Source organism: Nitrospira sp., from assembly GCA_015709715.1.
Lineage (GTDB): Bacteria > Nitrospirota > Nitrospiria > Nitrospirales > Nitrospiraceae > Nitrospira_A.
The window spans coordinates 2,740,690-2,761,553 of sequence record CP054184.1 but is presented as its reverse complement, the minus strand read 5'-3'; the positions used below and the strand labels follow the sequence as shown (position 1 = coordinate 2,761,553).

At 61.7% G+C, this 20,864-nt stretch carries 21 protein-coding genes; all 21 read right to left on the bottom strand.

Going from position 1 to position 20,864, the window contains the following annotated elements:
• Positions 1-173: 173 nt before the first annotated feature.
• The 21 genes from HRU82_13355 to HRU82_13255 all read right to left on the bottom strand — a co-directional run bounded on the left by HRU82_13355 (position 174) and on the right by HRU82_13255 (position 20,780).
• The gene (locus HRU82_13355) at positions 174-719 is read right to left on the bottom strand and encodes a hypothetical protein (protein ID QOJ35867.1); all 546 of its coding nucleotides are present in this window, start codon (positions 717-719) and stop codon (positions 174-176) included.
• 4 nt (positions 720-723) lie between these two features.
• Positions 724-2,403 carry an alpha-glucan family phosphorylase gene (gene glgP / locus HRU82_13350; GenBank protein ID QOJ37208.1) on the bottom strand — a complete coding sequence of 560 codons (1,680 nt, stop codon included), beginning with the start codon at positions 2,401-2,403 and terminating at the stop codon, positions 724-726.
• Positions 2,404-2,461: 58 nt separating this feature from the next.
• Positions 2,462-2,938, bottom strand: a complete 477-nt coding sequence (locus tag HRU82_13345) for a hypothetical protein (protein ID QOJ35866.1) — start codon at positions 2,936-2,938, stop codon at positions 2,462-2,464.
• On the bottom strand, positions 2,923-3,582 hold the full coding sequence (locus HRU82_13340) for a membrane integrity-associated transporter subunit PqiC (protein ID QOJ35865.1): 660 nt from the start codon (positions 3,580-3,582) through the stop codon (positions 2,923-2,925). The genes HRU82_13345 and HRU82_13340 overlap by 16 nt, the downstream gene beginning before the upstream one ends.
• Before the next feature lie 14 nt (positions 3,583-3,596).
• A complete protein-coding gene (locus HRU82_13335) occupies positions 3,597-4,559 on the bottom strand; it encodes an MCE family protein (protein ID QOJ35864.1) in 963 nt (320 codons plus the stop codon).
• Between the two features lie 9 nt (positions 4,560-4,568).
• Entirely contained in the window at positions 4,569-5,396 is an 828-nt protein-coding gene (locus HRU82_13330; GenBank protein ID QOJ35863.1) for an ATP-binding cassette domain-containing protein, read from the bottom strand.
• Between the two features lie 32 nt (positions 5,397-5,428).
• Entirely contained in the window at positions 5,429-6,547 is a 1,119-nt protein-coding gene (locus HRU82_13325) for an MlaE family lipid ABC transporter permease subunit (protein QOJ35862.1), read from the bottom strand.
• A 2-nt stretch (positions 6,548-6,549) separates the two neighbouring features.
• Positions 6,550-7,704: a hypothetical protein gene (locus tag HRU82_13320; protein ID QOJ35861.1), complete on the bottom strand. Its 1,155-nt coding sequence runs from the start codon at positions 7,702-7,704 to the stop codon at positions 6,550-6,552.
• A 65-nt stretch (positions 7,705-7,769) separates the two neighbouring features.
• Positions 7,770-9,482, bottom strand: coding sequence for a glycosyltransferase family 39 protein (locus HRU82_13315; protein ID QOJ35860.1), 1,713 nt, complete (start codon positions 9,480-9,482; stop codon positions 7,770-7,772).
• A 359-nt stretch (positions 9,483-9,841) separates the two neighbouring features.
• Positions 9,842-10,180, bottom strand: a complete 339-nt coding sequence (locus HRU82_13310; protein ID QOJ35859.1) for a cupin domain-containing protein — start codon at positions 10,178-10,180, stop codon at positions 9,842-9,844.
• A 79-nt stretch (positions 10,181-10,259) separates the two neighbouring features.
• Positions 10,260-11,135, bottom strand: a complete 876-nt coding sequence (locus tag HRU82_13305) for a transporter (protein QOJ35858.1) — start codon at positions 11,133-11,135, stop codon at positions 10,260-10,262.
• 147 nt (positions 11,136-11,282) lie between these two features.
• Entirely contained in the window at positions 11,283-11,567 is a 285-nt protein-coding gene (locus HRU82_13300; GenBank protein ID QOJ35857.1) for a hypothetical protein, read from the bottom strand.
• A gap of 168 nt (positions 11,568-11,735) precedes the next feature.
• On the bottom strand, positions 11,736-12,179 hold the full coding sequence (locus HRU82_13295; GenBank protein QOJ37207.1) for a hypothetical protein: 444 nt from the start codon (positions 12,177-12,179) through the stop codon (positions 11,736-11,738).
• A 317-nt stretch (positions 12,180-12,496) separates the two neighbouring features.
• Positions 12,497-13,432, bottom strand: a complete 936-nt coding sequence (locus HRU82_13290) for a DUF1207 domain-containing protein (GenBank protein QOJ35856.1) — start codon at positions 13,430-13,432, stop codon at positions 12,497-12,499.
• A gap of 21 nt (positions 13,433-13,453) precedes the next feature.
• Complete coding sequence (locus HRU82_13285) at positions 13,454-14,584, bottom strand: ABC transporter permease (GenBank protein ID QOJ35855.1); 1,131 nt, start codon at positions 14,582-14,584, stop codon at positions 13,454-13,456.
• A gap of 7 nt (positions 14,585-14,591) precedes the next feature.
• A complete protein-coding gene (locus tag HRU82_13280) occupies positions 14,592-15,725 on the bottom strand; it encodes an ABC transporter permease (protein ID QOJ35854.1) in 1,134 nt (377 codons plus the stop codon).
• Positions 15,722-16,699: an ABC transporter ATP-binding protein gene (locus HRU82_13275; protein ID QOJ35853.1), complete on the bottom strand. Its 978-nt coding sequence runs from the start codon at positions 16,697-16,699 to the stop codon at positions 15,722-15,724. The genes HRU82_13280 and HRU82_13275 overlap by 4 nt, the downstream gene beginning before the upstream one ends.
• Positions 16,689-17,681 carry an ABC transporter ATP-binding protein gene (locus tag HRU82_13270; GenBank protein QOJ35852.1) on the bottom strand — a complete coding sequence of 331 codons (993 nt, stop codon included), beginning with the start codon at positions 17,679-17,681 and terminating at the stop codon, positions 16,689-16,691. Before HRU82_13270 ends, HRU82_13275 begins: the two co-directional genes overlap by 11 nt.
• Positions 17,629-18,693: an efflux RND transporter periplasmic adaptor subunit gene (locus HRU82_13265; protein ID QOJ35851.1), complete on the bottom strand. Its 1,065-nt coding sequence runs from the start codon at positions 18,691-18,693 to the stop codon at positions 17,629-17,631. Before HRU82_13265 ends, HRU82_13270 begins: the two co-directional genes overlap by 53 nt.
• A 65-nt stretch (positions 18,694-18,758) precedes the next feature.
• Positions 18,759-20,102 (bottom strand): TolC family protein, encoded by a 1,344-nt coding sequence (locus HRU82_13260; protein QOJ35850.1) that lies wholly within the window; start codon positions 20,100-20,102, stop codon positions 18,759-18,761.
• A 21-nt stretch (positions 20,103-20,123) separates the two neighbouring features.
• Complete coding sequence (locus tag HRU82_13255; GenBank protein QOJ35849.1) at positions 20,124-20,780, bottom strand: TetR/AcrR family transcriptional regulator; 657 nt, start codon at positions 20,778-20,780, stop codon at positions 20,124-20,126.
• Positions 20,781-20,864 lie beyond the last annotated feature (84 nt).

Genomic DNA, 20,864 nt, shown 5'->3' with positions numbered 1-20,864 from the left:
CAAGAAGGCGAGGACACAGTCCCCAGCGGCAGAAAGGAGATGCTCTATGATGCTCATGCCGTTTCTCCATCCGGCCCTGTTGGTACTCACGGTGCTGTTGCTCGTCACCGTCTTCGCGATTCTGCGATGGACCGCCGACGATTTGTTCTGATGACGAAGCGCGAGACCGTTGCTTATTCGAAGGTCACCATGATCGATCGCACCACCTGGATCAGGCCCCAGAGAAGAAAAAGCCCGTACACGGTCCCGAAGAACCAGGGGAAACTCACGGCCCGGTGGGCCCACCATTGCCGGTGTTGCCGAAAGGCCCAGGAGGGCTCGAAGACGCGCGGCTCATTGGTGTCGTCCACGATCGTTTCGCGATGTTCGCGTAACCGATAGAGCATGCTCACCGGCTTCCGTTCCTGCCAGCCCGGCAAGCTCTCGATGCCCCGCAGTTGCCATTCCCACAACGCGTTCTGGCTCGAGAATCGGCCCAGCACGATGGCCATCTGCGCGCTCATGAGGATGCCGATGCTGCTGAGGAGCACGATGACGACGGTAAAGGGAATGGCTAGGGACTCGCGCGAGACGAGCAAGCCGATGACGGCGACGAAGATGGAATTGGCCGTGAGGTAGTCCGACAACATCGTGTGGTAGTCGCGGACACCCGAGGTCCAGAGCGTGAGCAGGTGGGCGTACTCGGACCGCAGCCGGTCGCACTCCTGTTCAGGGTTCATGGGGCTAGGCTCCATTGGCGGAGAGTCCCGTCAACCGGTACGCATTGCGGAGATACTGGCCCACCATGCGTTGCGTATTGAAGAACGCCCCGTTGATCGCAATCGTGTGTTTCATCACCTCGATGAACCCCTCGCGATCGCGGTAGAAGAGCGGCAACACGCGCCGCTCCAGGCTGTCATACAGCGCCGCGGCATGGACGGCGTCCAGATCCGCCCCCTGAACCGCGGCCGCCTCGCCCTTCGCTCCGATCGCCCAGCCCGTCACGCCCTCGATGTGCCCCTCGACCCACCACCCGTCCAAGACGCTCAGACTGGGCACGCCGTTCATGGCCGCCTTCATGCCGCTGGTGCCGGACGCCTCCATCGGCGGCAGCGGCGTATTCAGCCACACGTCCACGCCCGCGCACAACAGACGGGCCACACCCATGTCGTAGTTCGGCAGATAGGCCACCGGCACCTGTCCCCGCACCTCGTGGATGCGCCGGATCAGCTCCTTGCCGGCCTGATCCTGGGGGTGCGCCTTCCCCGCAAACACGAACTGGATCGGACCGACCTCCTTCGCCAGCCGCCGCAACCGATCGAGGTCGTGAAACACCAACGTCCCGCGCTTGTAGGCCGTGGCGCGGCGCGCAAAGCCGATGGTCAAGAAGTCGCGATCGAACCCGGCGTTGGTTTCCCGATTGACGACATCCACGAGGGCCAACTTCGCCTCGCGGTGGGCGGCCCAAATCTCCGCCCCCGGAATGCTGATGGCATACCGAAGGGACAGCTGGTCGTACCGCCATTCCGGCAAGTGGCGATCATAGAGATTCTGAAAGGAGGGCGCGGCCCAGGTGACGGCGTGCACGCCGTTGGTGATGGAATGGATCGGATAACCGGGATACAACGAATGGGAGACTTCACCATGCCGCATCGCCACTCCATTCACGTAACGCGATCCCCGTAGCGCCAGCAGGGTCATATTCAAGGCGCCTTGATGCTGGCAGGCCTGGACGAGGTCGCACCGGCGGCTCCCCAACACACGATGGGCCAGTTCCGCAGAAAATTGGTCGTGTCCCGCCGGCACCGGTGTGTGGGTCGTGAAGATGCATTGCTCCCGCACCTTCTCGATCATATCCGGCGGCACCTCGCCGTTGTGGGGCCGTGACGCGAGCGCATCCTCCAGCAGGGCCGGCACCAGCAGCGCCGCATGGCCTTCGTTGAGGTGATACCGGAAGATCGTGCCGTACCCCAACGCCCGCAGCATCGCGAAGCCGCCGAATCCCAGCACCAATTCCTGGCACAGCCGGTAATAGGCGTCCCCGCCGTAGAGTGAGTCCGTGATGGAGCGATCGAAGGGACTGTTCTCCGGCAGATCGGTGTCGAGCAGATAGACCGGCAACGCATAGCCCGACATGCCCTTGACCAAGTAGCGCCACGCCCGGATCTGCACCCTTCGCCCCTCGATCTCGACCGACACCCGTTGATCCAGTGGGTCGACGAAATCGTGCACCGCCCAGGCCACCGGCTCCTCCGATTGCCACCCCGTCCGATCGAGACGCTGATAGAAGTAGCCGCGCCGATGCAGCAGCGTGACCCCGACCATGGGCACCTCCAGATCCGCCGCGGACCGTAACGTGTCCCCCGCCAGCACCCCGAGCCCTCCGGCATAGGTCGGCATCAGGGGATTGAGCCCGATCTCCATCGAGAAGTACGCCACTTGCGCCGTCGACTGCGGGACCCGTCCGTCCACATTCACCTCGTCACGTAAAGCGGCCTCGCACCCATTCGCCGAGATAATGCGTGATCGCCACGACACAGAATCCGATCAGTAGATGTTCGCCGATGACTTTCCACGGGGAAATCCGTTGCGCCCGCGCCAAGCCGTAACTCAACACCGCCAGCAGCGAGAGTCCCCAGCCCAGGCAGACGAGGACGGCCAAGTCCAGCGGCAAGAGGAAGACCGGCACGACGAAGGTGCTCGCAATCACAAATTTGGCCGCGAAGGCCGCCAACGTCGATTCCCAGATTTCGACCACGCTCCCGTGGTTCTTGGATTCTTCCGCGATGTGAATCCCCAGCGCATCCGACATGGCATCCGCCACCGCGATGGTCAAGATGCCGCCCAGCACCACGGCCTTCGAGTGCGTACCCGCATGCAGCCCCACCATCAGCCCCAAGGTCGTGATGACGCCGGACGTCAGGCCGAAACTGAGGCCGGTTTTCAGCGAGGTGCGCATTCCGCCGCTCCGTTCTTTCCGCCGCCGACACAGGCCGTCATCCATTGTGCCGTCGCGCGCAACATCGTCTCGACCGCCCGATTGGCCGCCAGGACTCCGCCGTAGGCATCCTCACTCGGGGCCGATTCCACAGCCTCGAAACTCCTCGTCTCCACCACCCGCTGCTCTTTCAGGTCAACCAGCTGCGCCCGCCAACGGACGCGCATCCGGCTCGGTCGTTCGAGAAACTCCTGCTGCAACAGCAGGCCGGACAGATCCAGCCGATAGTCTCCGCGCACCGTGGTCGGCATGGCCACCACCGCGCGCCAGAGTCCCGTCGTTTCCAATGAACGGACCAGGAGGGGCTGCAGCATGCGGGCCGGCGCATCGGCCCATTGATTCGTGGCGTAATACCGTACTTCCGACGGCCGCTGCACGTAGGCCATGCGCGCCTGATCGAATCCCGCTTCCGTCTGGGGAAGGTCTACGAGCAGGACACCATGATCGACGGGCTGAGCCGCCCGCTCATGGAGATTCCAGGCCGCTTCGTCGGCCATCAGCACATAGGTACGGACAGGGCCGTCCGTGGAAGGGCTCAAGGCACAGGCCGTCAAGACAAGACCCAGGAACAAGACGCCCGCGCCGCGCAGGACCGAATGGTTCACCACCGACGCTCCCCTCATTCTCCCGGCCCCTTCGAGGTCGACGGACGGCCGAGGACCAGGACGTTCGGTTGCCGCTCGACCTGCTGTGCCACCCTGGTCAAGGTTGCGGTGAGTTGCCGCAATTCACCGATCAGCAAGCCGGTATCCGCCAAGGTCTGGCGGGAGAATCGCTCGAGATCGGGCTTGCTGGCTCCAACCACCTCCCCGACGGATCGGCTCGTCTTGGCCAGTTCCTCCGCCATGACCTGGAGGGCAGCCGTGCTTTTATTGAGACGCTCCAGCAACATCGGCAACTGCTTGCCCATCTGCTCGGCCAGGCGCGCAGCCTGTTCAGCCGCCGCCGCCGCGCTTTGCAGGCCGCGATCGACCTCGTGGCCGTGCGCCGCCAGCAACCGCGTCACTTCGGACAGGTCCTTCAGCATCTGCCGCAACGCCCGCCGGTTTTCCTCGTCCAACGCGGAGGAGGCATTCTGAGCCAACCCATTCAAATTCGCGACCAGGCTCGCCAGGCCCTGCTCCGACAACAGTTGCGAGAGCGCGCCGTCCAGCCGTCCGGCCAGCGAGGGTGCACTGGCGATGATCGGATAGGGTAGGCCCGGCGCGGCGGCGAGCGAAGGGGCTTCGCGGCTCCCACCGGTGAGATTCAGCGTCACCAGCCCCGTCAACCCCTGTGTCACCAGCAACGCCTGCGTATCGGTCTTGATGGGCGTGCCCCGCACGATGTCGAGCGTCACCCGCACCTCTTCCGAGTTGTCCGGGTTGAGCACGACCTCCTTGACCCGCCCGACATCCACGCCGCGATACTTCACGGTGGAGTCCACGCTCAGCCCCGCAACCGACTCACGCGTATAGACGTAGTAGCGGTCATACGCGCCGCGATAGTCCGTCTTGCCCAGCCACAGAATGACCCCCAGCACCGTCGCGCCCAACAGCACGACGAAGGCGCCCACGACCACATAGTTGACCTTCGGCTCCATCGGCCCCTCTCAGCCCTCGTGCAAGACCGACCCGGCGTAGTTCGCCCGAGCAGCCCGTCCACGCGGCCCATGGAAATAGTCGCGCACGACGGCATCCTCGGAATGCGTCAGCTCCTCCATCGTGCCGATGCCAAGAATCTTGCCGTTGCCCAACACCGCCACCCGATCGGCCACTCGCCACAAGGAATCCAAATCATGCGTCACCATCACCACCGTGAATCCGAGCAGCCGCTTCAGATGGAGCAAGAGTTCGTCGAATCCATCAGCGATCATCGGATCGAGGCCCGCCGTCGGCTCGTCGAGAAACAACAACTCGGGATCCATCACGATGGCCCGCGCGAGGGCCGCGCGCCGCTTCATACCGCCGCTGAGTTCGCTGGGGAACTTCCGTTTGCTCTCCTGCGGAAGCCCCACGAGGGCAACTTTCAACGCCACGATGTCCCGAATGGCCGCGGCGTTGAGCCGCGTATGTTCGCGCAGGGGCACGGCGACATTGTCCTCCAGCGTCATGGAACTGAAGAGGGCGCCGCCTTGAAACATCACCCCGAACCGACGATGAATCGCGCGCCCGTCGGAGGCTTCCAATTCGCGGCTGTCCCGGCCGAACAGGCGGATCGTCCCGGAGCTGGGACGCAGCAGCCCGATGATTTCCCGCAGCAGCGTCGACTTACCGCAGCCGTTCCCCCCGGCGATGGCAAACACCTCGCCGCGCACGACCATGAGGTTCACATCGTCGTGCACGACGGCCTGCCCGAATCTGGTCGACACATGGCTCACCTCGATCACGGGCGAGTCCACGGCCTGCGACGGCGCGGCTGCCGGCGATGCCTCCGTCATGGAGGCTCCATCACTCACTCCGTCTCGGAAGGTCACAAGTTCCACCAGTTCAACAGAATGCTGCAGATGGCATCGAAAATGATGACGAGGAAAATGCTCTGCACGACGCTGATCGTCGTATGCCGCCCGACATCGTCCACGCCGCCGCGAATCTGAAACCCTTGATAACAGCCCACCAACGCAATGATCAGGGCGAAGAACGGCGCCTTGGCGATCCCGATCAGGAAATGCCGCAGGGCCACGGCCTCCTCAAAGCGGGACAGAAAGGCCGTGAAGCTCACGCTCAGCTGGTTGGCCGCAATCAGCATCCCGCCGAACACCCCCAGGATGTCGGCATAGACGGTCAACAACGGCAACGTCACGATCAGGGCCACGACCCGCGGCACGACCAGCAGCTCGATCGGCGACAGGCCGAGCGTCTTCAGCGCATCCAACTCCTCTGTCACCTTCATGGTCCCGATCTGCGCCGCATAGGCCGAGCCCGACCGCCCGGCGATCAGAATGGCCGCGATCAGCGGGGCGATTTCGCGCAACAGCGAAATACCCACCAGGTCCACGATGAAAATATTGGTGCCGAACTTCCGCAACTGTTCCGCGCCTTGATAGGCGATCACCACACCGATCAAGAACGTGAGCAGACCGGTGATGGGCAGCGCGTTCACGCCGTCGAGCCGCAGGCGGTGGAGACCGGTTCGCCACCGCAACCTGGCCGGTCTCCTGACGAGGCGCCCCAATGCGACGGCGCTCTCCCCGAGAAAGGCGAGTCCCTGAAGGCCCCTCTCGCGCAGACGGTGGACCGCCGCGTCGAGCCGCTCGGCACCGTTGAGTCTCGGCGACACGTCCGTGACGACAGCGCTCCAGTTGGATGTGACCAGGCTCAGAAGCTGTTCGTAATCAGACCGCAACCCCTCGATCGTCGCGTCGCACCCCTGCCGCCTGGCATCGGTCACCGCGCGATACAACACGACCGCGCCGCCTGTATCGAAGGCCTCGATCCCGCTCGTGTCGAACCGGAGGGCGCCGCCGTGCGGCCAGATCGTCGCGGCGAGCACCCGCTCCACCCGGCCCAGGCTACGCAAGGTCCAGGCTCCCTCACAACGCACCGTCCCCTGTTCCAGGATCACCCCGGCCTGTTGCGCCCGCTCCTCCATGCTCACACCTGCCCCTGCTCCCGCAGGGCCATGACGAGTTCCCGCTTCGTCATCAGCAGGGCCCCCAATCCGAGAAACAGCGCCAGCAATGTCACGACCTTGCCGACGACTGGAATCATCGAGAGCAGCGAATACAACACCAGGCCGAGCACGAAAGGGCCAGCCGGCGAAGACATCTCGGAGCGGCGGCGGATCAGGAACTGGCCCAGCCAGGTGATGGCATAGACCCGCGCGAGATAGACCGTCGCGCCATACAGGGCCAACAACACCATTCCCACGGGCAGCGCGAACAGGGTAATGAGAAAGCTCAGCGCGAGGAGTGGAATCCCCACGAAGGCTACCGCTCCCCAGCCAAGCGAGGCGCCGGGACGGGCGCGGATCGTCGCCGTCACGCGATCGGTGAACAACGGATAGACGCGGATGAGCAGGAGCCCGAGCATCAGCGTGGCCAGGAAGTTGACGAACTCCGCCGCGATCCGTGCTCCGATGAGGCCGTGACGAGCCCGCTCGATGCTCCAACCTTCGGGAGGCCGGCGATGCACCACCGGCCCACGCACCGTCGCTCCTTCGTCGATAGAGGGAGGGTCCTCGCCCCAATAACGGAGCCGTCCGCCCACGGACGCCTTCGACGTGAGCCGCACGGACTCGGCCGCCACAGCCAGGTCCCGCGCCACCTCGTTCGCGACGGTGAGATGCCAGGCGCCGATCCGCGCATCATGGCCGACGCGTCCCGCCAGCTGCACGTTGCCGCCGCCCGCCAGCAGGTTCTCCTGCACCTGTGCGCGCTCGGTGACCTGCAGGTCGAGGCTCCCGACCGTGGCGTTCCGGCCGATGCTGCCGCTGATGGTGACCTGCCCCCCGGCAATCCGGGCGTCTTGAGCCACGGTGCCGGACAACACGACCTTGCCGCCCATCACGATCAGGTCGCCGTTGACCGTGCCATCCACCAACACGTCGCCGCCCGCGGCATAGACATCGCCGTTCACGAGGCCGGAAATCTCGACGTGCGGCCCTACGGCAAAGTAATCGCCCTGCACGACCTGACCGGCTGGGAGCACGGCTCGCTCCTGCAACGGCATGCGGCGTGACGGCTCATCGGCGTAGGCGGTGGCGGCGACGGCACAGAAGAAGAGTGCAACCGCGAGGATGGTGTGCATGACGGCCCTCCTATGGCGACACCGCAGGGAGGCCTTCGTGGAGTCGGCGACTCCCTCGATCCGATTCAAGCCCCGCTGCGCACCGACAGGAGCCACAAATGTTTGCGGCTCGGTTGGCGAAATTCACGAATCCGCTCCGTCGCGAAATCCGTTCGTTTCTCCAGGGTGACGGCATGTTGCTCTTCGGTCACGACCCTGATGGTGCCGTGCCGGCGCGCAGCCTCGGCCACCGCGTCGGGCGTGGGGAGTTCCGGCACCACATTATCTCGCTTGAGATAATAGACCGCGTCTTCGTTTTTCGGCCAGCCGGGAATGTAGTGGAACAGCGCCGGTTGGCCCTCGCGGGCGAGCAGTTTAATTTCCTCGGTGATTTTCCTTGGCGAGAAGGCCTGGTCGATCGCCGGGAAGACGATGTTCACGACCGTCACCATGAACCCGACCGCCAGGCCCCCGACCATATAGTGCGCCAGGTGCAGACGGGAGCGAATGGCCGCATAGAGCAGCACGCCGGACATGGCGGCGATGACCGCGATAAAGAGCGGCGGCACGAAATCCGGCGGCACGAGCCACCGTTTCTTGAGCAAGAGCGGCCCGATCACGATACCGACGGCAAAGAGGAGGGCCAGTATTCCCAACAACAGCCGCAGCCAGATCGGCATGGGAGTCTGCCGTTCCGGCAGCGACAAGACATGCTGGTAATAGTAGCCGACCATCAACCCGAATCCCGGCACCATCGGCATGAGATAGGGCTCGCGTTTCATGGTGGCGAGGCTGAAGGCGATCAAGAGCCCGAAGACCCAGATCAACGACAGGACCTCGACCGACCGGTTCGGGAAGGGCCGTCGGGCCCAGAACAACAGCAGCGTGGAGGGCAGCAGGATCGACCAGGGGAAAAAGTCGGCCCAGATCATGCCCAGATACCAATAGAAGGGGTGCCCTTCCGGCGGCGGACCGGAGGCGGTGGGGTTCCAAATCACTTTGACCGCGGCGCCGAGATGAAAATGGTGTTGGTACCCTTGGCCCAGCATGCCGGCGTAGGCCGCCATGATCACCAGTGCTCCGGATAACCCGATCCAAAACACCTTGTCCTTGAACATCCGCCAATCCCGCTGGATGACCGCATAGGAGACCATGACCAGCATCGGCAAAAAGAACCCGTGCAGTTCCTTCAACATCACTCCGAGCGCCATGCTCAAGAAACTCAGCAGATACCACCAGGAACTGCGGCCCAGCAGTTGGACGTAGGCCCAGGCGAACAGCGCCAGCGTAATGAAAAAGGTCAGCGTCGAATCGAACAGCACCCGCCGGCCGTACCAGAGAAAGACGTGGCTGGTCGCCACGGTCAAGGCGGCCCAGAAGGCCGCTGTCGAGGACATGAGCCTGGAGGCCAGCACGTAGGTCAGGACAATGGTACCGACGGCGGCGATCGAACCGGGCAGGCGCAGGGCAAGTTCATGGTCGCCCCACAGGGTGGTCGACGCATTGAGCAGCCAGAAGAAGAAGGGCGGCTTGTTGAAGTACGGAATGCCCTGGTACGTGAGGTCGAAAAATTCCTGCCGCCGCCCCATTTCACCTGCAATGCCCGCGTAAAGGCCTTCGCTGCCTTCCAGCAACGAAAACGTGAGATTGGTGAAGAACGCCCAAATACTGACCACGGCCAGCACCACGACTTCGACAGACCGGCGAGTCGCAATATTCGACTGATGCCGTTCATCCAATTCCCCCTCGTTCATCACCCGATCAACCAACACCTCACCACTCCCTCTGCTGGAGGGCATGAGCCCTCTCTCCCGCTACCCACGCCCCGTCATGAGTCATTCGACGCGCCACACACCGCATAAGCCGATCCTGCCTACCAGCCCGCAGACGCCCATAGAAACAACCGCCCTCACGCAAATCCTGGTGCGTCAGTATAAATTTTCGACGGACTGTTTAGAAGACCTTCGTGATGCACCAAGCATCGCAACGGAACAACGTCTCGATCAGGAACGGCAGCATGGCAGATCTCAGAGCAAATGGCCACAGCGTCGATTTCTGAACGGCCCGGATGGACGCCTCGGTCTGGACTATGTTCCGAGCATCATCGTCCTGACCCAAGAGGCACGGCATGCTCGTCACGAATGGCGCATCCTGTCTCTCAAAGCAACTTCGTGGCTTCGGTCGGACGCGGAACCTTGACGACCAACACGCGGAACGGCTTGTCGCTCTGGTTGGACCACCTGTGCGGAATGCGGGCGGGGCTGGAAATGAGCATGTCCGGCCCGACTTCTTTCCTCTCGTCTCCGATCTCGACGATCCCTCTCCCTTCCAGGACGTAGAAGAAGACATCGACGGGCGTCACGTGCTTCTTGAGCGATTCACCCGGTTCTAACGTGATGTGAACTACTTGAGCATGCTCCGTGTCGTACAACCGACTCGCCTTGACCTGATGGGGATTCGTGATGAGGTCGGCCTCTCGCGCGTTGACACTTTCCATTGTCCTCCTCCTTTGACACTCCAATGTACGACGTTCATGAAGCGGCGCTCGACTGTCGCGTGGCCTACGCAGCCTTCCATTAAAACCGGAATCTGACCCCTCCGCCCAATCCGTAATTCGATGCGCCATTCGACAGTCCGACGAGGAACGAACCGGTCAGATGAACGGTGTCGTTGACAATGTAGTTCGTGAGGGCTAAGAGGTCACGGGCGTTGTTCACCGTATTGACCAATGCGCGATACTCTTCATAAAAGACACTCATGTGGAGATTGTCCGTGACGTCGTAGCCGATGCCGATGTCATACCACCACTGATTATTGAAATTCGTGCCCGGTGCATCGCCGATCAGGTTATAGCCTCCGTCAAGATAGGCGAGCCATCGGTCACCGAGGCTTTTGGTCAATTCCAACCCGGCCCCTTCATCGAACTCGCCCGTACCGAGCCCAAGATCGGCATCCGCAGTCGGTAATTTGACCCGCCCCGTCACCGCCACAAGCGGCATGATGGCGTTCTCCTCGATCAGGTAATAGCGGCCACGCAGAATCAGATCGCCAAGACCGCTGTCGGTCGTGGCGCTGGATAACGGGGTAGCACCGGGCCCTTTGCCTCTTCCTGCCCCGCCGGCGAGCGCCGCCGTTGGACTGACCGCGGCACTGTCTGTTCGCGTCGGTATGCCACCCACGAGTCGAACAGCTCCGGTCCCGGAGATGCTGACAAATGGAATCGTCAGGCTGATATCTCCGTCACGAAACACCCGCCGGATCGTCATGGGCGCATACAGAATGTTCGTCCTGGAATCCGCGCCGTATGAACCGCTCGAATAATTGACGGTCGTGCTGACTCGCCATTGAGGGGTTGGTTTGGGGGGCCCTTCGACCTCAGCCGTCGCCCGGTCAACCATCCCTGCGCCGAGCAGAAGGAAACCCATCCCCAAGAAGGCCGCTGTCAGGCTCACACAGATCGATAATCTCCCCACTCCGACTGTCCTGCATCGCAATCCGACCGCTCCCTCGCTGGCTGAATGCATTCCAGCACCTACTCATGGCGCGAGCCCCTTGGTCGGCTGGCGTCGCGCAATGCCACGTCACATATCCCTCCGCACTCAACGACCGCCGCGTTCGGTCCGCTCAGCCTTCTCATGCTGTGGTCTCTCCGGACGGTCCGTACGAGTCTGTTCCCGCGCCCGCTCACGAATTCGTTCCTGCTCCTTGAGTTGCTCTTTTTCTTTCACCTGATCTTTCGTCTGCAGCTTATCCTTATCCTGAAGTTGTTGCTGCGTTTTGAGCTGATCGCGATCGCGATCCTGCGCCGACGCCATGATCACATTTCCTGCCGGGAACGACAGCACAACCGCCACCGCGATGGAAAGCATTTTTCTGAGCTTCATTGGGCACCTCCTTGCGCACATCGCCATGAGCGACATTACTCACGGCAGAAGCGGGTGACACGCCCGCTCCGTTACGCTCCCCATCCGGCCATGACCGTCACATTCGATGTCCTGTCATGGTGCATCGAAGGACCTTCACCTTCTCCGCGCATACGTTCACGTTAAATATTATTGGTTGACTCCAAATCGATAGAGATCGTGACAAGTCGCACACCGCGCCGTCATGCTCGACAACCGCTGAAGAATCTGCTGCGGAGGTTCCTTCTGCACGATCGCATCAGCCAGGGCATCCATGTCCTTATGGATTGACATGCCCATCTGTTTGAACGGCAACGGCAACTTTGCCATGATGGCCGGTTCAGTATCTGCCGCCGCCTTCATGCCGGCGGCCCTTGCGGCTCCTTCCATCGCGTTAAGATCCGGTTGCGGTTCGCCGAGCCCTCTGACGACTCCATCCACCGCTTTGAAAAGTTGTCGCATTTCAGCCAGAATCTGGTCCCGCTCCGCCGGCGCCAGCCCGATCTCCTGCCGCCCATCCGTGCCCGGTTTCGTCCACCCAGCTACAAACATCCACCCGGCGATGGCCAGCGTGACGACCCAAAGCCCAACCATTACCCGGCACAGTGTGTGTCCCTTGCTGCCCATCAGTCACCTCCTGAAGCGTACAACTCTCCTTGCTTGCCCGCACGACGTTCGACCATCAAGGAAACACGCGCTCTTTCCTGTAAGAGTGTGGTCTGCCCGGAAGGATTCACCGTTCGGTGGCCTGCCCGGCGTTTCACTATCGATCGGCAGGCTGGAACTGCGGGAGTGCCCTGGACAATGCTGAGTCATGGCAGAACGTGTCCAGACTTGTGAGGCGGTCTTAGGTAGACCCCAGGAAGATGAGTTCAAGCAAACGAAACCCGCCGGCCCCTTCTGTGAGCGGCCTAAAAAGCCAAATAGAATCCGAATCCGACGCTCTCGACCTTCTCGCTGAAGAACTGCCCATAGGGATAAAAGCCGCGATAATAGTTCACAAGGAATCGAAACCGGCGCTTTGCGCCCGGCCTGGACCATTCGACACCGCCGATAATATTGTGGTTGATGATCCAACGCAGCTCTTCGAAGGCCTTGAAGTCGGCCCCCAGGATCGGTGTGAGCCTGAGGTCAGGCATCGCGCGACCAAGGAGAGGCGAGGAAATCGTCGCCCCCCGCAGCTCCATTCCCCACTGCACTCGGTTCCGATCCAATTGCGCCGGCTCGCGATGAATCAAGTAACCTCCCCCTACATACATTCGGACCCATCGGTATTCATAGGAAACGATCCCCTCCATTTCCTCGAAACTAAGATTCACCCGATTGAATCCGGGATTCTCGAGAAGAAATTCATCTCCGACATGGCTGCTCTGATGATAGAGGCGGACCCGCGCGGACCATGCTCCCTGCCGCCAAGAAAGGGGAATTCCCACGATATAATCAGCGTTGATCAGGTCCGAAGACGGCGCGTCCAGATTGAATTGTGAAAAGACTCCTCCCAGCAGGCCCACCTGCCAACCGTTACAGCCGTGCCGCTTGGAGTAAAACCCAAAATTTTCGCCGAACCCCACCGACCCGACATTGACGGACTTCCCCACCCCTGTGACGGTACTCGTGGGCTCTCTGCGCTGAACGGACTGATAGGTGGCGAAGAACTGCGGCTGCTTCGGATCCGCCATCAACGGGCGGAACACGTCATCGCTTGGAAAGACCGAACTGCTCGCCCCACCCTCGTGCTGCTCGTAGCGACAGTCGTGCACGGCACCGGACGTCGTCTCCTGCATGTCTTCCGCCAGGACCTCGCCCATCAGCAAGCCGGTCAGACCGATCACCCCGAGTATCGTCATCCAGAACCGCGTCATATCGGCCTACCCGGTGGTCTTGTGGAAACGCCTCGTCGCCAGCCACAGCGTTGCGGTCCCCAGAAGCAACAGCGCCGCCATCTGCGGCCACAGGATCTCCACTCCCACGCCTTTGAGAAAGATCCCACGGATGATCACGAGAAAATAGCGCAGTGGGTTGAGGTAGGTTACCCACTGCACAACCTCCGGCATGTTGGCGATCGGGAACACAAAACCGGACAGCAGCATGGCGGGAAAGTAGTAGAAAAAGGCGCTCATCATCGCCTGCTGTTGCGTCCGGCTGATGGTCGAGATCAGCAGACCGATGCCCAGTGTGCTCATCAGATACAGGCTTGTCGCTCCGATGAGGAGCCACAGGCTGCCTCTGAAGGGCACGTCAAACCAATAGGCGGCCATCACGGTCACGAGCGCCACGTCGGCGAAGCCGATCAGCGCGAAGGGCAAGGTCTTGCCCAGAATGAACTCCGCTTGCTTGATCGGCGTCACCATGATCTGCTCGATCGTTCCGATTTCCTTTTCGCGGACCACCGCCATGCTCGACAACATCAGCGTGACCAGCGTGACGATCAGCACGATGACCCCGGGGACATAGAAGTTGCGACTTTCGAGGTTCTCGTTGAACCACGCGCGCGTCTCCACCGCCACGCGAGCGGGGGTGGCCGGCTCACCGGTGGCCCGGATGATGCGTGCCTGCATCACTGTCTCGCTGAATCGGCCGGCGATTTGCCCGGCGTAGTTCAGCACGATGCCTGCCGTGTTGGAGTCCGTCCCGTCCACGATGACCTGTACCGCCGCCGTCCGGCCGGCCCGGAGATCGTCTCCAAACCCTTTGTTCATCTGCAGCACCGCTTTGACCGTGCCATGATCCACGAGGTCCCGAGCTTGGTCTTCGCGATCGACGTACGCCGCCACGTCGAAATAGCCGGAGCCGGTGAACCGGGCGGTCAACTCACGGCTGGCGCGGCTGTTGTCCAGATCGAAGATCGCGGTCGGGATGCGGGTGACGTCCGTGGTGACGGCATAGCCGAACACGAGCGTCTGCACGAGGGGCATCACGAAAATGACGGTTCTCATCCGTGGATCGCGAAGGATCTGGACGAATTCCTTGGTCAGCATCTGCGCGATTCGTTCGAACATCGTCTGCTCACACCATCTTTTTCTCGAAGACCAGATTGGCGACCAAGAGCACTAGCAGGCCGAAGCCGGCCAGCAGCATCGCCTCAAAGACGAGGAGCTCCAGGCCGATCCCTTTCAGATAAATACCCTTCAACAGCGAGACGAAATACCGGGCCGGCACCACGTGGGTGATGGCCTGGACCACGTTCGGCATGTTGCTGATGTCGTACATGAATCCGGAGAGCAGGAAGGCCGGCAGGAACGTGACCACCATGGCCAGTTGACTGGCCAACAATTGCGTTTTGGTCACGATGCTGATCAACATGCCGAGCGAGAGTGCCCCGCCCAAGAAGACGGCCGCCATGCCGAACAGGAGTGCGACGCTGCCGCGCAGCGGCACTCGGAACAGAAACTCGCCCATCAGCACGGCCACAAGGACATCGAACAGACCGATGCCGAAATACGGCAGCAGCTTTCCCAGAATCAATTCCGAGCCTTTCAGCGGCGTCGAGATGACCTGCTCCATCGTGCCGGTTTCCCACTCCCGCGCTACCGTGAGTGAGGTCAACATCGCGGCGATGACCATCATGATCACTGCGATCAACCCCGGAATGATGTAGTTCTTGGATTCCATGTCGGCGTTGAACCAGACGCGCGGGCGCAGGTCGAGCGGAACGGTCACGGTCCGGCCGCTCTTGCGCGCCGTCTGTTCGATCGCCAGATCCTGGTTGTAGGTCCGCGCCACGGTCTCCACATAGCCGAGCACGATCGTCGCCGTGTTCGAGTCGCTGCCGTCCATGATGGCCTGCACCCGTGTCAGCCGTCCCGCGTCGACGTCCGGACCGAAATCGGTCGGGATGATCAGCGCCACCAGCGCACTCCCCGCATCGATGGCCTGCTCGACGTCCGCATAGGTCTGCACGTACCGGCGCAGGCTGAAATAGGGCGAGCCGTCGAACTGGCTGATGAAGCGCCGGCTGGTTTCCGTACCGCTCTGATCCCATACCACGAGCGGCACCTCGTCCACGTCCAGCGTCAGCGCATAGCCGAACAGGATCAACAAGAGGATGGGGATGGCGATCCCCATGACGAGGCTGCGCCAGTCCCGGATGATATGGATGCTCTCTTTGCGGGCGACCGCCCAGATGCGCCGCCCATTCATCCCGTCACCTCGGCCTGAGGCCGCTCCTGCCGGTCCCGCGCCTCGATCAACGAGACGAACACGTCCTCCAGCGACGGCACGATCCGCTCCGCCCGCGATACTGCAAAGTTCCGCTCCGCCAGCCGGTCCGTGATCGCAGGGATGACGTCCCCCGCCCGGCGCTCGACGACGACATGCAATCCCTTGCCGAACAAGGCCGCTTCCTTGACTCCTCCGACGTCCCCGAGCGCAAACATCGCCTCCTGAGGTTGTTCGCACAACACTTCGATGATGTCGTCCTGCATGAACCGCGTCTTCAGCTCCTCCGGCGTCCCAGCTGCGATCAACTCGCCCCGATAGATCAATCCCAACCGGTCACAGTACTCGGCCTCTTCCATATAGTGGGTCGTCACGAAGACGGTCACGCCTCGTCCGGCCAACTCGTAAATGAGATCCCAGAAGCTCCGGCGGCTGATCGGGTCCACACCGGACGTCGGCTCATCGAGGAAGATGATCGGCGGCTCGTGCAGGATGGCACAGCCCAACGCGAGCCGTTGCTTCCAGCCTCCCGAGAGGACGGCGGTCCGCGAGTGTCGATGATCCGAGAGACCCGCCATCTCGATGACCCACCCTTTCCGCTCCGCCTTCTTCTCTTTTGGAATGCGGTAGATGCCGCTGTAAAAATCGATATTCTCCTCGACCGTCAGATCCTCGTAGAGCGAGAACTTCTGGCTCATGTAGCCGATGTGGGCCTTGATCCGCTCCGCCTCCCGCATGATGTCGAAGCCGGCGACGGTCCCGGTGCCCGCCGTCGGCGTGAGCAGTCCGCACAGCATGCGGATGGTCGTGGACTTGCCAGCTCCGTTCGGTCCGAGAAAGCCGAAGATCTCTCCGGCTGTGACGTCCAGGCTGATCCGGTTGACCGCGACGAATGAGCCGAACCGCTTTTCCAGATCGCGGACCACGACCGCAGAGGGCTCCTGATCAGAGGACATGGGTCGGCTCCTGCTGAGCGACAGCCTGCTCGCTCGTCAGCACCGAGATAAAGACATCTTCCAGGGAGGGCTCAATCTGTCGCACTCCGTGCAGCATGAATCTCTCACTTTGTAGGATGCCCGGCACCTCGTGCGCCGTCTGCGCCTTGTTCATCGTCACCACATGGATGCGATCGCCGAAGAGGCCGATCGATTCGGCTTTCATGCGCCGCTTGAGCAATGCCGCGGCCTCGCGCGCCCGGCTGACGCGGACCTCAAGGATCGTGCCCCGCATGAGGCTTTTGACTCGATCCGGGGTGTCGCAAGCCAGGAGACGGCCCTGATGCAACAGCGCCACCCGATGGCACCGTTCCGCTTCGTCCAGATAGGCGGTAGAGACGAAGATCGTGACGCCGTCTTTGAGAAGGGAATAGAGAATCCGCCAGAAGTCGCGCCGCGAGACCGGATCGACGCCGTTCGTCGGCTCGTCCAGGAACAAGACTTTCGGCGTATGGATCAACGCGCAGGCTAGCCCCAGCTTCTGCTTCATCCCCCCGGATAACCGCCCGGCCTGCCGCTTCTTGAAGGGAGTGAGATTACTGAACGAGAGCAATTCGTGGATCTTCTGCTCGCGCCCTTGCGTGGGAACCCCGTACAGATCCGCGTAGAAATGGATGTTTTCGTCCACCGTCAGATCCGGATAGAGCCCGAATCGCTGGCTCATATACCCGATGTCGTCTTTCACCGCCTCGGCTTCCCGGACCACATGCTTTCCCATGACCCAGGCGTCGCCGTCAGTCGGCTCCATCACGCCGGTCAAGAGCCGCATCGTGGTGGTTTTGCCGGCACCGTCCGGTCCGACGAGGCCGAAAATTTCTCCGGCTGCCACCGTGAAGTTCAAATCTTCGACCGCGCGAACCACGCCGAACGATCGCGTGAGATGGGCGAGCTTAATGGCTTCCACCAGATTCCTCCGCACGATCGTCGAGCCGAATTTGTGCATCAGCCGGCATCCCGGCCTTGAGCTCCATGTGAGGATTGTCGATGGTGATCTTGATGCGATAGACCAGCTTGACCCGCTCCTTCTCGGTCTGGACGCTCTTCGGCGTGAACTCGGCCTGGGAGGCGATGAAGGACACGCGGCCTTCGTAGGCCTTGTCCGGAAACGTGTCAGTCGTCACGGTGGCCGTTTGCCCCACCTTCACCCGGCCGAGGTCCGTTTCATCGACGTAGGCCCGCAGCCACACGTGCGCCAGGTCGCCGACGGTCACGATCGGCGTGCCGGCAGCGACGAACTCACCCGGTTCGATGTTGTGGGAGAGTACGAGCCCGGTCAGCGGAGAGGTCAGCGTGGCATAACCCAGCCTAGTCTGGGCCAGCGCCAGTGCTTCTTTGGCCTGCTGCAGCTGTGCCCGCGACCGCTCGATCTTTTCAATGCGAGGACCTTTCCGGACCAGACGCAACTGCTCCTGCGCCTCACCGAGTGTGGCCTCGGTCACTGCCACCGCCGTCTTGGCCGCATCGTACTCCTGTTCCGAGACGTTGTCCTGCTCGTACAGCCGTTTCAGCCGCATGAGATCCGCCCTGGCCCGCGACACGTCCGCCTGCGCCTTCCTGACGACGGCCCCCGCTTGCGCAATCTCCTCCGGACGGGATCCCGTCTCCAGCTCGGCCAGCGCGGCTTCGGCAGCCCGGACCTCCGCCTTGCGCAATGCAACGTCCTGCCCCAGCTCGCCGGTATCCAATCGAGCAACGACCTGTCTCGCCTCGACCATCTCCCCTTCCGATGCCAGACGCTCGACCACGCGGCCCGGGATTTTGAAACTGACCTCGGCGTCGGTCATTTCGATATTGCCCGACACCCGTAACCTTTCGGATTCCGGTGCAGGCTTCGACTGCATGTAGAGGCTGGCGAGGGCGACGAGGAGGGCGCCGGCGGCAAGGATCATCCCCCTCCACGGACGGAGGTTTCCTCTTCGAGATGCTGCACCCTGAGCAGTGGGCCGAGGAGCCATCGGTTTATCGGAACTAGTCGCCGTACCTATGCCCATTTCCCCTCTTTCCTAGGAAGCTTCGGGAGTCAGAAGATCGTTTCGATCTCTCCCTTGGCACGCGCTAAATTGATGCGCGACGCGTTCAGGCGGAACAACGCTTCGATGAGATTGTCGCGAGCGCGCGCCACGGAAGTTTGCGCATTCGTCACTTCGATATTGGTGGCCAGCCCCGCCGCGAACCGATCGCGGGCGAACTGTAGCTCCTTGAGCGATAGATCCAAGCCCTTCTGCGCCACAGCGACTTGCTGCGTCGATGAGCCCAACGTAAGCAAGGCGTTTCGTACTTCAAGGGTCACCTGATCCGAGACGTCTTTCATTCGGATTGATTCCTGCCGCACCCGACTGCGGCTTTCCGATATGCGACTTTCCCGTTGGCCGCCGTCGAAGATGGGAATGGACAGCGTCATCCCGATCGTCCTCGTCGCCAGCCCCTCATCAGGCTTGAGCCCAATCCACCCATAGTCGCCGTTGAGCGCCAAGGAGGGGATCCGTTCGCTCGTGATCGAGCTCAGGCTCAGCGAGGCCAACTTTTCCCGCTGGGCCTGAGCTTTCAGCTCAGCACGATTTTCTCGGGCCACGGATAACGCGACATCGGCTGACTGTGATGTAACCTCGACGAACTTCAATGCATCGGTCAGGACTAGCCGCACATCGAATGAAATTCCCAACGCACGTATCAAGTTCAGGCGGGCACTCTCTTGCTCATTCTGCGCCATCAGGAGACGCTGCCGATTGTTCTCCAATTGCACTTCTTCCCTCGTCACGTCCAAGCCGGTAGCGACGCCGGCCGCTTTCCGGTCCTGTGCCAACTTGAGCAATTGCTCACTCAGGTCGATATCGGCTTGGCGAGCCTTCACGGCCTCACTCCCTCGCAGTGCTTCCAGGTATAAGAGTCCCACCGTCGCCATGACGTCGCGTTTCGCGACTTCCGCCTCGAGTTGAGCGACATCAATGCCGGTCCGTGCCGCTCGCCACCGTTGGATCAAGCTGATGCTGAAGAGGTTCTGCACCAAAGTTGCGCGCGCATCGTAGACTTCGAAGGGATCGGTGACGCTGCGGGTCAGCCCCAGCCCGCTCAGCCGATCCGCCGGCAGACCGAAGGCGGCGAGGTTGACCGTCTGGTTTCGGCCGTTCATATATCCCGCGACATTCGGCAACAGGGCACCACGACTGGTATCGGCGGCGGACTGTGCCGCTGCAATCCGTTCCTTCAGCAAACGGACGTTGACGTTATTGTCCACCGCCGCCTGAATCGCGTCGTGAAGGCTCAGACGCAACTCGGGAGGCACAGGAGACAGCTCGGCAGCCGCCGCCAGGCACGTCATCCAGAGAAATGCCACTATCGCGATGCCCCATGTTCGCTTCTTCATCAGTCGCTCCATTTTCTTGCGCTATGCAGGGTGGTTGTTCTCGCCGAGAGAGGCGTTCGCTCCGCTTGGCTGTCCGCGGGAAACGATACCGCGCCGATAGATGGTAAACGCATCGGGCGCTTGGCGGCGGATGTGTGGCACGTTTCCCGTCAGCAATGACTGCAGAACCAACCCCTGAATGGTCCCCACGAACAGGGTTGCAGCAGCTGCGGTATCCAAATGCGGATCAAGCTGGCCCTGCTGCTTGCCTTCTTCCATGAGCCGAATCAGCCGCTCAGTGTAAGCACGGAGCAAGGTTCGCACCATCCGCTTGGTAACCGTGTCTTCGGATCGTTGTAATTCACCGATCAGCATCCGGGGGACACCGGGATGCTCGACCACAAAATCGATATGCGTGAAGAAGACGGCCTCTAACGCGCTGAGTGGTGAGGAGGCAGCCTGTGCGGCTGCGTCGATTCGCACGAGCAAGCGGTCCGCCACCCATTTCATGACTGCCTCCAAGATGGCGTCTTTGCTCGGAAAGTGCCTGAACAAGGCCCCTTGAGTCAGCCCCATCCGCTTGGCGACGGCGGCAGTTGTAATCTCCGTTGGATTCCGCACCGCGGCTAAAGCGATCACAGCCTGGACCGCGCTGATTCGGCGTTGATCCGCTGGAAGGTGTTTGGGATGAGACGGCATGTGGCTCCTCTGAAGACAGAAAGTAAGTAATCAATTACTTACTATTGTATCTGCAAGTTGTCAATGGGCATCTGAAGCGGAATC